The organism is uncultured Cetobacterium sp. (assembly GCF_947072685.1).
In the GTDB taxonomy this organism is placed as follows: domain Bacteria; phylum Fusobacteriota; class Fusobacteriia; order Fusobacteriales; family Fusobacteriaceae; genus Cetobacterium_A.
Genome location: NZ_CAMTIK010000012.1, coordinates 30072 through 46075 on the forward strand (window position 1 = coordinate 30072; position 16004 = coordinate 46075).

The 16004-nt window shown below is 30.8% G+C and carries 12 protein-coding genes; 5 read left to right on the top strand and 7 right to left on the bottom strand.

Annotation, left to right across the window (positions count from 1 at the left end):
* Positions 1-10: 10 nt before the first annotated feature.
* The 4 genes from eutH to yvcK form a co-directional block, all read right to left on the bottom strand.
* Positions 11-1099, bottom strand: coding sequence for an ethanolamine utilization protein EutH (eutH, locus tag Q0V67_RS05890; protein WP_297597945.1), 1089 nt, complete (start codon positions 1097-1099; stop codon positions 11-13).
* A 109-nt stretch (positions 1100-1208) separates the two neighbouring features.
* Positions 1209-2150, bottom strand: coding sequence for a nitronate monooxygenase (locus Q0V67_RS05895; RefSeq protein ID WP_297597947.1), 942 nt, complete (start codon positions 2148-2150; stop codon positions 1209-1211).
* 95 nt (positions 2151-2245) lie between these two features.
* On the bottom strand, positions 2246-3640 hold the full coding sequence (locus tag Q0V67_RS05900) for an aminopeptidase (protein ID WP_297597949.1): 1395 nt from the start codon (positions 3638-3640) through the stop codon (positions 2246-2248).
* Between the two features lie 11 nt (positions 3641-3651).
* Complete coding sequence (yvcK, locus tag Q0V67_RS05905) at positions 3652-4623, bottom strand: uridine diphosphate-N-acetylglucosamine-binding protein YvcK (RefSeq protein WP_297597951.1); 972 nt, start codon at positions 4621-4623, stop codon at positions 3652-3654.
* A 110-nt stretch (positions 4624-4733) separates the two neighbouring features.
* Here yvcK and Q0V67_RS05910 point away from each other — a divergent pair, with 110 nt between their 5' ends.
* Both Q0V67_RS05910 and Q0V67_RS05915 read left to right on the top strand, forming a co-directional pair.
* On the top strand, positions 4734-5822 hold the full coding sequence (locus Q0V67_RS05910; RefSeq protein ID WP_297597953.1) for a histidinol-phosphate transaminase: 1089 nt from the start codon (positions 4734-4736) through the stop codon (positions 5820-5822).
* Positions 5823-5831: 9 nt separating this feature from the next.
* Positions 5832-6668 (top strand): outer membrane protein OmpK, encoded by an 837-nt coding sequence (locus Q0V67_RS05915; RefSeq protein ID WP_297597955.1) that lies wholly within the window; start codon positions 5832-5834, stop codon positions 6666-6668.
* A gap of 65 nt (positions 6669-6733) precedes the next feature.
* Here Q0V67_RS05915 and Q0V67_RS05920 read toward each other — a convergent pair whose 3' ends face one another.
* A complete protein-coding gene (locus Q0V67_RS05920) occupies positions 6734-8281 on the bottom strand; it encodes an extracellular solute-binding protein (protein WP_297597957.1) in 1548 nt (515 codons plus the stop codon).
* 214 nt (positions 8282-8495) lie between these two features.
* Between Q0V67_RS05920 and Q0V67_RS05925 the strand changes: the two genes are divergently transcribed.
* Positions 8496-10427, top strand: coding sequence for a heparinase II/III family protein (locus tag Q0V67_RS05925; protein WP_297597959.1), 1932 nt, complete (start codon positions 8496-8498; stop codon positions 10425-10427).
* Positions 10428-10477: 50 nt separating this feature from the next.
* On the opposite strand, the gene Q0V67_RS05930 is transcribed toward Q0V67_RS05925, so the two are convergent.
* Complete coding sequence (locus Q0V67_RS05930; protein WP_297597962.1) at positions 10478-11863, bottom strand: aminopeptidase P family protein; 1386 nt, start codon at positions 11861-11863, stop codon at positions 10478-10480.
* 361 nt (positions 11864-12224) lie between these two features.
* Here Q0V67_RS05930 and nrdD point away from each other — a divergent pair, with 361 nt between their 5' ends.
* Both nrdD and nrdG read left to right on the top strand, forming a co-directional pair.
* Positions 12225-14414, top strand: a complete 2190-nt coding sequence (gene nrdD, locus Q0V67_RS05935) for an anaerobic ribonucleoside-triphosphate reductase (protein WP_297597964.1) — start codon at positions 12225-12227, stop codon at positions 14412-14414.
* Positions 14415-14433: 19 nt separating this feature from the next.
* Positions 14434-14943, top strand: coding sequence for an anaerobic ribonucleoside-triphosphate reductase activating protein (gene nrdG / locus Q0V67_RS05940; protein ID WP_297597966.1), 510 nt, complete (start codon positions 14434-14436; stop codon positions 14941-14943).
* Between the two features lie 36 nt (positions 14944-14979).
* On the opposite strand, the gene mglC is transcribed toward nrdG, so the two are convergent.
* The gene (gene mglC / locus Q0V67_RS05945; protein ID WP_297598012.1) at positions 14980-15993 is read right to left on the bottom strand and encodes a galactose/methyl galactoside ABC transporter permease MglC; all 1014 of its coding nucleotides are present in this window, start codon (positions 15991-15993) and stop codon (positions 14980-14982) included.
* Positions 15994-16004 lie beyond the last annotated feature (11 nt).

Here is a 16004-nt window from a genome sequence, read left to right on the forward strand (position 1 = left end):
CTGAAGCTATTTATGCTTCAGCCAATTTTTTTTCTTTTTTTCTTATAAATATCATTTTTGCCAAATATATAGCACTAAATCCTGAAATTAATTTTGCCACGATAAAAGGGAATACTGTTTCTGGAGACACTCCCGCTACAAATCCTAACTGACCTCCAAATACATACGCACCTCCAACTGAAAATGCACTATTTATTATTTTACTTTGATTGTTCATTTTATCAAAAATTCCAAACATTGGAATACTATTTACTAAAGAGGCCATAAATCCTGTAATCCCATCATCATCTATTCCTAATATATCTCCTAATTTCGATAGTCCTGAGCTAAAATGTGTTTTAATAAAATGTAAAAATGGAAATGCACCCGCTAATGTCAGTGCTATTCTTATTATTGTTTTCATACTATCATCTATTGGATTTAACCCCTTTACTAAAGTTATCCCTAGCATTGTTTCCAATATTGTCAAAACTAGTCCTAGCGTAATTATTCCCGTCATAACTTTCCCAAATTTCCCAAAAATACTACATATTTTCTCTGGAAAAAACCATAGTCCTATCGAGATTAAGCTGGAAAAAATTACAACTGGTATCAAATTATAAATTATTAATGAAATTTTTATATCCATCATAATCCCTGCAACAAAACAGCCCAGTGGAATAGTGGCAACTCCACTTAAAATTCCTTTTGAAAAAGCTTCTTTGGAATTTTCATCAATAATTCCAAAAGCTACAGGCATTGTAAAAATCACCACAGTCCCAAGCATAGAACCTAAAATCAATCCTGAAAAATTTACCAACTCTTTTTCTACTGCTAAATCTTTAGCCAAAAAATATCCACCCATATCTATAGCTAAAAATGAATTGATATATACTGAAGGATCAATCCCAGTTAAAGTATATAATGTATTTACAAAAGGTTCCGCTAAACTCGATATTATTGGACTTAATGATAAAATCCCTAACATGGCTAAAACCAATGGTCCTGTTACACAAATACCTTCTTGAAATTTTTCTCCATATCCTAATTTACTTCCAAAACATCTATCTAAAGCCCCTATTATAGCAAAACATGTCAAAATATAAAATATAACTTGCACCCCTTCAAGCCCCCTAAAATTTAATTTCCAACTATTTAAGTCACTAGATTATATCACAAAAAATATAAAAATCTAGCGTCTAAACACTAGATTTCTATTTTCACTATATCTATACAGTTTTTACTACACTCTCTTTAAATAAATCAAAAATTTCTTTTACTTTCAAAATTTTATCTATTTTCCAAGCATCTTTACCTGCAAAAAAGATTCCATTTTCTCTATCTCCATCATGAGCTTTTATAAGCGTATCCTTTACGCAAAATTTTCTGCTACACTTTTTCAAACAAGAAGTACATTTCTTTGGAGTTAATACCTCTTCATTTTGAACTTTTTCAACATATGATGATTTTATCGCATTCGCTGGGAGTCCTGCAGAACTCATTATTTGAACTACATCTCCCTCTTTACAATTAACATATGCTTCTTTAAAATCTTGACTCACTTCACACTCTTCAGAAGCAACAAATCTACTTCCCATCTGTATTCCATCTACACCTAATGCCATCATTCTCTGTGCATCTTTTGGGGTTATAACTCCTCCGGCACCAAAAACTGGTATAGAAACTCCTTTTACAATCTCTTCCATTATATCCCAAGAATCTTTATCTGTTCCTAAATGTCCACCCGCATTTCCGCCCTCTACTACAATCGCATCAGCACCTAACTTCTCAGCTATTTTTGCCAATTTCAAACTGGAAACAATTGGAACTAATTTTACACCTGTTCCTTTAACTGTATCAAATATATCTCTTGAAAATCCAGCCCCACATATTATCATATCCACTTTCTCATCTATTGATACTTTAACTGCTTCTGCAAAATTTGAAGCTGCCACCATTATATTTACTCCTAAAGCTCCACCTTTTTCTACAATTAAATTTTTAGCCTTTCTTATCTCATCTTTTAACTCTTCTACAGGAATAGCAGTTCCAGAAATAACTCCAACTCCACCTTGATTGGCAACTGCGGACGCTAACCTAGACATTGATGCTCTTATTCCCATTCCACCTTGTATTATAGGTACCTCTATATTTAAATCTCCAATTTTCATTGTAAATTCACCTCCACTTTAATAACATATGTTATAATAACACGTGTTATTATAAAATGGAAGTCTTTTTTTTTTATTTTAAAAGTGACCTCTTATTAATTCATTTTTTCAAAAAATACTTTGTATGCTCTATATGTTTCATAGACATCTAATTTTGAGGAAACTTCAAAAGGTGAGTGCATAGCTAGTAAAGCTGGTCCTACATCTATAGTATTTATTCCAACCTCCGCTAAGAATTTAGCTACTGTTCCCCCTCCACCTTCGTCTACTTTTCCTAACTCACCCGTTTGCCAAATAATTCCTGCAGTATTTAATAAATTTCTAATACTCCACACATATTCTGCATCAGCATCATTTGTTCCACTTTTTCCTCTCGATCCTGTAAATTTCGTTACAACTATCCCATAGTTTAATTTAGCTGCATTTTGACAGTCATGTACCCCTTTGAATAAAGGATCTATTGCTGCATTTACATCTGAAGATAACGCATTTGAATTCCAAAGAGTTTTTCTTAAATCTAAATCTGAGTAACTCATTTTTATTTTACTTATCAAATCAGCTGTAAAATATTCCAAATAATTTGACTGTAATCCTGTAGATCCATTAGATCCTGTCTCTTCTTTATCCGCTAAGAAACAAACTGCTGTCTTTGCAGGAATACCCTCTATATCCACAATTGCTTTTAGCGATGTATATCCACAAATTCTATCATCTTGTCCATAAGCTCCAATTAGAGATCTATCAAGCCCAACATCTTTAGCTTTAAATGCCGGAACAAGTTGTAATTCAGCAGATATAAAGTCTTCTTCAATCATTCCATAAGCTCTATTCAACTCTTCTAAAATCGAATATTTTACCATCTCTTTTATACTATCATCTTTTAATGTAGTTGGGATAGTTCCTACAATAATCTGAAGTTCTTCACCTTTTATAACTTCACCAGTTTTTCTATCTCCTTGATACTTTGCAGCCAAATGAGGTAATAGATCTGGTATTGTAAATACTGGGTCCTCTTCTTTTTCTCCAATAACAATCTCTTTTTTCTCTCCATTAGACAAAATAACTATCCCATGTAGAGATAACGGAATTGAAGCCCATTGATATTTTTTTATTCCGCCATAATAGTGTGTTTTCATATATGCAAGCTCTAACTCTTCATACAAAGGATTTTGCTTTAAATCTATTCTTGGTGAATCTATATGAGAAACCACATAGTTGATTCCTTGTGTTACATTTTCTGTTCCTATTACCGCTAAAACTAAATTCTTTTCTCTGTTGACATAGTAAACTTTATCTCCAGCTTTTAAGATTTCTTTTGTGCTTGCACAAACAAATCCATGAGATTTCGCCAAAGAAAGTCCATATTTAACATATTCTCTTTCCGTTTTTCCAATATCTAGTGACCTTTTGTACTCTTCACAAAATTTAAAAATTTCACTCTTTTCAATAATCCCTTGATTTTTCCACCCATTCTCTTTTTTTAATAACATAATCTCCTCCTCTATTCTTCATAAAATTCTTCTAAATTCTCTATCTGTGAGTATATCACAGCAGCTAACTTATAGGAAAGATGTCTGACTCTTTTTTTACTATCAATCTTTACTAACTGTTCCTGTATCACTTTAACCCTCATCTTTTTGAGCCTGTCCAAATCTATTTTTACAGCTACCCTTCCTTCAGCCTCATATCTTTCTATTATTTCCTTTTCTATTTCTACAGAGTTAACTATCACTCTATCTATCATATCAAAACCAACATGTCTATTTATTGATTCTATATGGTCTGCCACGCTATAATTTTCCGTCTCCCCCATCTGTCCCATAGCATTGCATATATATATTTTTCTAGCTTTAGAACTCTTTAAAGCTTCCTGCATGTTACCCAGAAGTAAATTTGGTATAATGCTTGTGTATAAGCTTCCTATCGAAAATACAATCAAATCAGCCTCTTCTATAGCTTTTATATTTTCTTTTGGGCTGTTGACCTCCCCATCATAAAAAACACGCTTTATTCTTTCTCCCAAAACCGGAATATCTGATTCTCCAAACACAAATCCCCCACTCTCTTTTTCTGCAACAAGTTCTATCTTTTGTAAAGTTGCTGGGAGTATTTTTCCTTTTATATTAAACAATTTTCTAAGTTTTCTTAAGGCTACCTGAACATCCCCAGTTATTTCGGTCATAGCTGTTATTAAAAGATTTCCTAACGGATGTGCTCCTATTGATGAGTTCTCTTTAAATCTGTATTGAAAAACTTCTTCAATTAAAGGTTCTACATTACTAAGTGCAATCATAACATTTCTCAAATCCCCTGGAGCTGGTATATTAAATTCTTTTTTTAAAATACCACTACTTCCTCCACTATCAGCAACTGAAACAATTGCTGTTATATCAATTGGAAAGTGTTTTAATCCTCTTAAAACTACAGAAAGTCCACTTCCTCCTCCTATTACAACTACTTTTGGATTTCTCATTATAAATTCCCCTTTTTTATTTTGTTATATCTATATTTTATAACATTCTTTTGCAAAAAAAAACTATATTTGTTAAAATAGTTTATATTCTTATATTTGGAGGGAGTTTTATGAAAAATAATCATGGAGCAAATCTACATCAATTATCTGAAACACTAGGTATTACCGAAGAAAATATTATAGATTTTAGCTCTAATATAAATCCTTTTGGATTGAGCCCAAAGGGACTGGAAGAATTAAAAAACAACCTAAATAAAGCCAGTATATATCCAGATCCAGATTATACAGACCTAAAAAAAAGTATCTCTAGCTATTGTAACTGTGATGTTGATAATATTATTCTAGGAAGTGGGGCCACTGAACTCATCTCCTCTTCTATAAAAACAGTCAAACCTAAAAGTACTCTTCTTTTATCTCCTGCTTACTCTGAATACGAAAAAGAATTAAATAAAATTGATTCGAAAATAGTTAAATTTTTTTATAAAAAAGAAAATAATTTTAAAATCAATATTGATGAAGTTATCACTCTTATCAAAAAAGAAAATTTTGATATGATTGTCATATGCAATCCTAATAACCCAACTGGACAATTGATCTCTATAGAAGAGTTGAAAAAAATAATTTTAAATTTTAAAAAACCAATTATGATTGATGAAACATATATTGAGTTTACAGATTTCAAAAATACCTCAGCTACCTCTCTTGTTCAAGACAATAGTAATATAGTTGTTATAAGGGGTACATCTAAGTTTTTTTCAACTCCTGGAATTAGATTGGGGTATGCTATTGTTTCAAAAGGTGACCTTTTAGAAAAAATATCTAACCTTCCTAATCTTTGGAACATTAATATTTTTGCTGCAATTATGGGTGAAGCTATGTTTAAAGATTTTGATTTTATAAATATGTGCTATAAAGAATTTAATAAAAATTTCAATCTTCTTTTTAATGGGTTAAAAAATATACCAACTTTAAAAGTTTATGAAAGCAAAAGCAATTTTATCTTATGTGAAATTTCAAGTGATAGATATAATACGAATGACCTATATTCCTACCTTTCTAAAAAAGGTCTCATCATTAGAAAAGCGGAGTCCTTTGACGGGTTAAATAACAAATTTTTTCGTGTGTGTATTCTCACTGAAGAACAAATTAATCTCTTATTGACAGAGGTTAATAATTTTATAAACAACTTTATTATTTAGGGAGGAACAGTGTTAAAAAATTCTTTACTTATTGGTTCATTGCTATTACCAACTTTAACTTTTGCTAAATATGAACCTTGGAATTTTACTATTTTAGAAGGAAGTCTTATTAAAGGAAATGCATTACCTAATGGATTTGGAGATTCTGAAAAAGATTTTGTTTTTGAAATTCAAGGAACTACTAGATATAATTTGTTAGATCTCTATTGGTTTGTTGATCGTTCAAATGTCTTTAAAAATTCTAACTTAAGTGATAAAAACGGTGTTGACGATAACTATACCTATGCAGAAATTACTCCTAGACTTTCTATCGATGGTCTTACTGGTCACGATTTATCTATCGGTCCTGTTAACGAGTGGTTTATTGCATATCAATTTGATTATGACAATGTGAGAGGTTTTGAATGGGGAAAAAATAAAGGTATTAAAAAACATTATGTAGGTCTTGGAAATTACATCACAATTCCTCAATTAAAATATTTAAAATTTGATTATTTTAAAACAAATTTATATGCAAGATATGTTGATAGAAATTATGATAGAAATGAAAATGAATGGGACGGATATCTTTTTAATGTCGCTTATGGTGGAACTTTTCATAAGTTTGAAAATGGCATGAAATTAGGTTTTAGCGGATGGTTAGACTACGATTTTGGAGCTAAAACAAACTCAAATAATGAGACGCATGACTCTTTACAATGGCAAAATCAAGTCAGATTTTTTATAAATGATAATTTTTCTGTAAGTTATACTTACCAAATTAATAATCATTTCTCTCAAGTTGATCAATTCACTTCTAATAAAAATAATAAATCATTTGGCCTTCACTACGCAATAATGTTTTAAGCCAAAAGCTGATCTGAGAAAATAGAGTAAATTTCTACTATCTCAAATCAGCTTTTAATTTTTAACTAAGACTGAACTCTATCGAATGCTTTTTGATTTATCTCTATAAGTTCTTTTAGTCCCAATTTATTTATTCTTTCTATAAACTTTTCATATGATTTATCAAAGTCTTCTGCTCCTAAAACCCATTTTTGACTCATCTCATCTAAAGTCATCGTTATTTGCGAATTTATCTTTTGAACTTTCTTTGCTTCTTCTGGAGTGTATTTAAAAAGTGGAACTTGATCCATTATATACCCATTTTTCATATACATCTCAGACCATTCGGTAGCTTTTGAATCTCCCCAAGCTTTTTCATACTCGTAGTCCTGACGTGCTCCCATTTTAAATTGTAATCCATTATCTCTTAAAACTTGTAGTGCATTTTTTCCTGGAGCCTTCATCACTTTATCTGTATAATATTTTTCCCCATTTTCATTCTTTGCGAAAGTATCTCCCTCTACTCCCCAGTTATAAAGTTCATATCCTTTGTCTGAAAACCAATAGTCCATATATTTTATTATTACTACAGGATCTTTAGCACTTGCTGAAATTCCCCACCCTCCTAAAGATGTTGTTCTTGCGTCTGGTGCATAACTCTTTCCTTTATATTTTGGTGGGGCAATAGCTACAAATTCAAATTTTTCATTCTGTTTTTTTAGTTCTTCATCATTATTGTATCCTGCTGTACTTGCAAACCAATCAAATGTTACTCCCCCAACATCATTCCGTAACATATAGTCTCTTCCACTGAATCCTCTTGTGTAAATCTCTGGGTCTACCAATCCCTCTTTATACCATTTTATTACTTCGGGCATAGCTTCTTTAAATCTTTCTTCTGTTGGTCCATATTTTACTATCCCATTCTCTATATAAAATCCATATTCGGCACCAAATAGTCCTACCAACTCCTTTGTAGCAAATTCAACAGTTCTATCAAAATATGGAATTTCATCTGCTTTCCCATTTCCATTCGGGTCCTGTTCTCTAAACGCTTTTAAAACCTTATAAAAATCATCCATATTTTCTGGTACTTGCAATCCTAATTTATCTAACCAATCTTTTCGTATAAACAAACCTTGTGAGGCCTTCATAGCGTACCAATCATAATAGCATGGAATATAATATATTTTCCCATCTGCTGCTACAGCATCCATCTTGTATCTGGGATATTTTTCAAAAAATTCTTTTATATTTGGAGCATGTTTATCTATCAGATCATTTAAAGATACCATTCCTCCTGCCATTCCTAAATTTTCAATTTTATCTGGGTAGGCATAGGATATTATATCTGGTAAATTACCAGACGATACAGTCAAATTAAAAGCTTGTACTTCATCCGTTAAATTTTTAGATGTTGCACTTTCTAGCTTAACATTTGTATCTTTAAAAGCTTCTTTAAATATCAACCAATTCTCATCAAAAACTTTTCCATTTTGAATTGCTAAAATTGATAGTGTTACTGGTTTTTCTGATATTTTATGATTTTTGTTTTTTTCATCAACCTCATTAGAAAAACTTTTCACTCCTAATAAAGCTAAAGATAAAACTAACATAGATTTTCTTCTATACATATTTTAGACCTCCCAAAAAAAATTCTTATTTAAAATATACCCTTTCATATTATTTATTTTCAATGGTTATTTTTCTAACTATATGCATTTTTCCTGTTGTTAATATTCTGTTTTCTGTATTGAAAATAGAATATTTACTTTTTTTACAACCAAATGTATCATAAAAATAAATTGGATAAAATAATAAAAAATTCTTAGCTAGCGAGGAGGAATTGTGAAGAACAAACTATTTCAAGATGACAGTAAAAAAATAATCGATACCTGCGATTTGCTTTGTAAAAATACATTTATTTTTAATCACAAATGGGATATGGAAGTTTGTAAAACTCCATATACTTTTCCTAAAAAAATTATTTGGAATAAAACCCCTTTTAAAGATCCTGAATGGACTTTTATGCTAAATCGTCATAAATTTTGGATCTATTTAGCTAAGGCTTACACTTTGACCTCTAAAAAAAAATATTTTGATACATTTATTTCTCAGGTGGACTCATGGATTGATACCGTTGATATTTTCGAAGAAAAATATTCAAACTGTTCTAGAACTATTGAAGTAGGAATCAGATGTTTAAATTGGATAAAAGCTATTAAAATATTTAGGAATTGTTCCTGTGACATAAATTATATCGAAACAAAAATGATAGAATCTCTCATCTACCAAAGTAAGGTTTTACTTGAAATCTATGATGATTTCAGAACTCTTAGTAATTGGGGAATCATGCAAAATTGTGGTCTTATATCTTTGGCTTTAAACTATCAGAATCAATATCCTATTTTAACAAAATATTTAAATATTGCTCTAGAACGACTAGAGTATCAATGTAAAATTCAAATCCTACCTGATGGGATTCACTGGGAGCAGTCGCCTATGTATCAAAACGAAGTTCTGAATTCTCTCCTAGAAATATCTTTTGATTTTAAAAACTTAAATTTAAGTACTCCTGTTTTTATTTTATCCAGTATAAAAAAATTAGCTTATACCAATGCATTCATGAAAAAACCTAACCATTACCAACCTATGCAAGGTGACAGCGATGAAACAGATTTAAGAGATATTCTTACTAGAGCAGCCTATATTTTAAAAGATGAAAATTTAAAATACTTCGCTTATGATTATGTGGACTTTGAATCTATTTGGGATATTGGACCTACAAATATATCAAAATATGAAGCTATTCCTATTAAAGAACCCAATTTCACTTCAATAGCTCTCAAAGAAAGTGGGAATTTCTATTTAAGAGATTCCTATAAAGAAGATAGTAGTTACCTTTGGTTTAGATGTGGATCCCTTGGCAGTGGACACGGACATGGTGAACACTTACATTTTGATCTAGTTTGTAAAGGGGAAAACTTTATAAGCGACTCCGGTAGATTAACTTATATGGAAAATAATAGGGATAGAGAGTTCTTAAAAAGTTGCTTTGCACACAATACTACCATTGTTGATAATTTACCCTTTAGTGAATTTAAGGGGGCTTGGGGCATTGTTAAATCCCCCTTAACTTTAAACTCTTATCACTCTTTCAAGGAGGATTTTGACTTTGTTGAAGGTGGACACCTGGGGTATATTTCTTTAGACGACCCTGTTATTACTAACAGAAAAATTTTATATTTTAAAGACAGTTTATGGGTTATTATCGATGAGTTTTTAACTGAAGGTGATCATGAATATTCTCAAATTTTTAATTTTTATCCCGACAAAAAACCTATAATTAACAAACAAAGTGTCTTCATAAAAGGACTGAATAGTGATCTTTTTATGTATTGGACTGATAACGATCTAGATCTATCTTTAAAAAATAGTATTTTTTCTACTGAATATAATAAAAAAATCTCCAATTCTCAATTGACTACCTCTATAAAAAGAAGCCGAAATAAAACTTTATTCACTGTTATATCTTCTGAAAAAATTACTGTCAAAGATATTAGTATTTTGAGAGGTGATCGAACTTTTGTTCCATCCTACGAAGCTCAAGCAATTGAAATTACTTTAAATTCTGAAAATCGAATCATTGTTTTTAATTCAATGGTTGACATCAACAATCAGAAAAAAAGTTATTTAATTGATAACACCTTATTCTACGGGAAAACCGGCTTTATAAAAAAATATAAAGATCATATTTCTTTTGAAATCGTCAAATATTAAAAAAAAGCTTGTTACAATAAGTACTGTTCACTCATTGTAACAAGCCTTTCTTATTTCATTATACTCTCTATTTCATCCACATATTTTGGCATTTTATTTCCTAATCTTCTCGATCCATTTTCTGTAATTAAAAAATCTCCCTCGTATCTCATTCCACCAAAATGTTTATATTTTTCAACTTCCTCATAATTTATAAACTCTTTGTGAAGTTCTAGATTTTTCCATTTTTCTATAAGTTCAGGAATAAAATAAATTCCTGGTTCTATCGTCAGGACTTGTCCTACCTCTAATTTCTTTCCCATTCTTAAAGATTTTAATCCAAACTGAGTACTCCTTCGAGTTTCTTCATCATAACCAACTCTATTCTCCCCAAAATTTTCCATATCATGAACATCTAACCCTATCATATGCCCTAATCCATGAGGAAAAAACAGTGCATGAGCTCCAGCTTCAACAATTTTTTCAACACTACCTTTTAAAATCCCCTTTTTTACCATTCCATTAGCTAAAACTTTACACACTTCCAAATGTACATCTCTATTAGTTACTCCTGGCTTTGTACACTCTTCCGCTTTCTCAAACATCGCTACTAACAATCTATAAATCTCTTTCTGCTCATCTGTAAATTTTCCAGATACTGGAAAAACTGTAGTCATATCTCCGCAGTAACCGTTCTTTAATCTCGCTCCACAATCTAGAAGAACCATATCCCCAGATTTAAACTCATTTTCATAACAATGATTATGTAAAATTTGCCCATTTTTTGTGCATATAGTATGAAAAGATGTTGTCGCATTATATCTCTTTGCTACAGACTCTAAAATTGCTACTAACTCATACTCTTTCATTCCAGGCTCAATATTTTTCATAGCCTCTATGTGCATCTCTCTTGTCACGTCTGTAGCCTTCTCTAGCTCTTTTATTTCTTCATCACTTTTTATACTTCTCATCTTTATTATTGTCTTAACTAGTAATTCCGAAAATTCAAGATCTATTTTCTTATAATCTACCCCCAGTAATTCTGAGAGAAAAATAGTATTTTCTACACGATATTGGTTTGTATAATGAATTTTTTTATTTAATTTTTTTGTCTTTTCTATCAATTCTAAAAGTTCATCTTTTTCTTTAAATCTTTCAATACCAACTTCTTCAGACCTTTCTTTAAATGTTTTTTGCTGCCCCATCCAAACAATATCATCTAAAGTAAACTCTTTTCCAAAGATATACTCCTCCCCTGTATCCGCATCAATTACACCAATTAAATCTGGAGAGTCTATACCAAAGTAATATAAAAATGTTGAGTCCTGTATAAAGTTATATGCATTATCTTTATACGACATCGGAGATTCCATATTCCCCATAATTATTATCAAACCATTTTTTACCATTTTTTTCATTTTTTCTCTTCTAGAAATATAAATATTTTTTCCAAACAAACAAACCCCTCCTTATTTATAAGTATTTGAAAATAACTATATCACATTTTTTTAATATTTTTTATTTATTTTTTTATTTTTTCATGTCTTTTTTTACTTCAACACAATATGTTGTGTTAAATTTTTAAAACAAACAATACATATTGTGTTTCTAATTTTTTTATCTGACTTTTTTTTGATCTTTTTTTTAAAATTTGATTATTTTTTCAGCTTAGTTTTCGTTATTAAATCTATATTTTTCTGTCAAATATTTTTTTTTAACCATTTTTTTTGTCATTTTTACTTTTTTATAAGTTTGTAGAATTTTATGAAAGTGTGTATAATATTAAAATATATAAAATAAAATTATGAGGTGAGTTTTTTGAAAGAAGTTATTAAAAGAGACGGCTCAACTGTAAACTTTGATAGAAGTAGAATTGTTAGAGCAATTACAATGTCTTTTACTCAAAAAGAAAAACCAGTTAATGCGGAATTAGTTGAAAAAATAGCGATACAAATTGAAAATTTAGATGTTCCTAAGATGACTGTAGAAGAGATTCAAGATTTAGTTGTAAAAAAACTAATGGCATCTTCTGAAAAAGATATCGCCCTTTCTTATCAAGAATATCGTACTATAAAAACTGAACTACGAAAAAAAGAAGATGTTATTTACAAGAAAATAGGCGAGCTTATAGATGCATCCAACCAAGATATACTTAATGAAAATGCCAACAAAGATGGAAAAACTATCTCTGTTCAAAGAGATTTGTTAGCAGGAATTTCATCTAAAGATTACTATATAAATAGAATGCTCCCTAAGCATCTTAAAGAGGCACACGAAAGCGGAAGAATTCATATCCACGATTTAGACTACCTACTTTTTAGAGAAACTAACTGTGAACTTGTAAATATAGAGCAAATGTTAAGTGGCGGATGCAATATAGGTAATGCAAAAATGCTAGAGCCTAACTCTGTGGATGTTGCTGTTGGACACATCGTTCAAATAATAGCCTCTGTTTCATCTAATACTTACGGTGGATGTTCAATTCCATATTTGGATAGAGCTTTAGTTCCTTATATTGTTAAAAGTTTTAAAAAGCATTTCAGTAGAGGTTTAAAATACGTGGATAGATTCTCTGCTGAGGATATCGCTTCTATTGTTTCTAGCAATGAAATAGACCACTCTAATGAAAAATTAAAAGTTTCTTATCCTGGAGCTTTTGAATACGCTACAGATATGACTGAAGACTCTGTAAAACAGGCAATGCAAGGTTTGGAGTATGAAATCAACAGTTTATCAACTGTCAATGGTCAAACGCCATTTACAACTGTAGGAATAGGTACTGAGACTTCTTGGGAAGGAAGACTTGTGCAAAAGTTTATATTCAAAACTAGAATGGAAGGATTTGGAGCTAAAAAAGAAACTGCAATTTTCCCTAAAATTGTTTATGCTGTTTCTGAAGGCTTAAATTTTAATCCAGAAGATATAAACTGGGATATCTCACAAATTGCTTTTGAATGTATGACAAAATCAGTTTATCCTGATATTTTATTCGTTACTCCAGAACAGATAAAAAAAGGCACTGTTGTTTATCCTATGGGATGCAGAGCTTTTCTTTCTCCGTGGTTTGACAAAGATGGTATTGAAAAATATTCAGGTAGATTCAATCTGGGGGCTACCTCTATAAATCTTCCTAGAATTGCCATTAAAAATAGAGGTGATGAAGTTGGATTCTACAAAGAACTCGATGAAATTTTAAATATTTGTAAAGAAAATAGTATTTTCAGAGCAAAATATTTAGAAAATACTCCTGCTGAAATAGCTCCTATCCTTTGGATGGCTGGTGCTTTAGCAGAAAAAGAACCCAAAGACACCATCAAAGATTTAGTTTGGGGCGGATACGCTACAATCTCTATTGGGTATATTGGTTTAAGTGAAGTATCTGAGCTACTATATGGAAAAAACTTTGCTTTAGACGAAGAATCTTATGAAAAAACTTTTAAAATTTTAGACTATATTTCTAAAAAAGTTAAACAATTCAAAGATGAAACTAATTTAGGGTTTGCTCTTTATTCTACACCTTCTGAATCTCTTTGCGATAGATTTGCTCAAATCGATTCAAAAGAGTTTGGTATAATAGAAGGGATAACTGATAAAGAATATTATGATAATTCATTCCATGTATCTTCTAAAATTAAAATAAGCCCTTTTGAAAAGTTAAGACTTGAAGCTCCTGGACATACTTTAGCTTCTGGTGGACATATAAGTTATATTGAAACAGATTCCCTAAAAAATAATTTGGAAGCTGTTTACGAGGTACTAAAGTATGCTAAATCTATCGGTATCCATTATATGGGAATTAACCAACCGGTTGATAAGTGCCATGTTTGTGATTTCAACGGAGAATTTTTAGCTACCGAAAAAGGATTTGAATGTCCTCAATGTGGAAATCATGACTCAACTAAAATGAATGTTATAAGAAGAGTATGTGGATACTTAGCACAGCCTGATGCTAGACCATTTAATAAAGGGAAACAAAAAGAAGTTATAAACAGAGTTAAACATATGTAATAATGATGGGAGATTGAATATGAATTATTCTGGTATTAAATATACAGATATGATCAATGGAGAAGGGATTAGAGTAAGTATTTTTGTGAGCGGATGCTCTCATTACTGCAAAGATTGTTTTAATTCTGATACATGGAATCCTGGTTTTGGATCACCATTTACAAAAGATATTGAAGATGAGATTTTAGCTTACTTTAAAAAATATGATAAAAGTATAAAAGGACTTTCCCTTTTAGGAGGAGATCCTACATACATCGACAATATAACTCCTCTTGTCTCATTCCTTAAAAAATTTAAACTGGCCTTTCCAGAAAAAGATATTTGGATTTGGTCAGGCTTTACATGGGAAGCTATCATTCAAAATTCTCATCTACTTTCTCTCGTTAAATTATGCGATATCCTAGTGGATGGCAAATTTAAAATAGAGGAAAAAGATTTAAATTTAAAGTGGCGAGGAAGTAAAAATCAAAGAGTTATTGATATCAAAAAAAGTTTAGAATTAAAAGAAACTATCAGATATATTGAATAATAAAAAAAGTTCTAGTGATAGAACTTTTTTTATTACTTATTTCTTTTTTACATATTTAAGAGTATCTAATGCTACTGCCATAACTATAATTACACCCTTTATTATATACTGCCAATAAGGATTTACACCTATAAAAGTAAGCCCATAGTTTATTACGGTAAATATAATAACCCCTATTAGAACTCCTGGAACAGTTCCCACTCCCCCTGAAAATGAAACTCCACCAACAACACAAGCTGCTATGGCATCCATCTCATACATATTCCCTAGGTTATTTGTGGCACTTCCTACCCTTCCAGCTTCCAACATCCCACCAAAAGCATAAAATATCCCAGATAATGTATAAACTAAAACTAATGTTTTCTTTACGTTTACCCCTGATACTTTTGCTGCTTCTGGATTTCCTCCAACAGCAAAAAGATTTTTACCAAAAGTTGTTTTATTCCATAGTACCCATATGAAAAATAGTGCTAATAGCGCATAAATAATTAAAAAGTTAAATCTAAATCCAGCTACTGTAAAATATCCTTGCGCAAAGTTTGTAAAACTTTTTGAAAATCCTGCTATTGGAGAAGCGCCCACATAGTCATAATACAGTGAATTTGCACCATATATTATTATCATCGATCCCAATGTAGCAACAAATGGTGTCACATTTAGATATGCTACCACAAATCCATTTAAAAATCCCACAAAAGCACCTATAGCACAAACTATTATAATTACAACTGGAATTGGAAGTGTATCCAAATTAGGAAATACTTTATTCACGTTTGTCATAGCTTGAAGAAGCGTAGCAGATATAACAGCCGATAGCCCAACCTGCCTTCCAACCGATAGATCTGTACCCTGTGTCACTATTATTCCAGCCACTCCAAGAGCTAGTATCGTTCTTACTGATGATTGTGTTAATATATTTCTCATATTTCTAAAGCTTAAAAACGAAGGTTCTTTAATTATTATTCCAGCTATAAGTATCAGTAAAACTAAATATAGCCCCCCATCTAATAATAATTTTTTTGTGTCCTTTCCCTTTAGAAAACCAAACATATCTCTCTTTT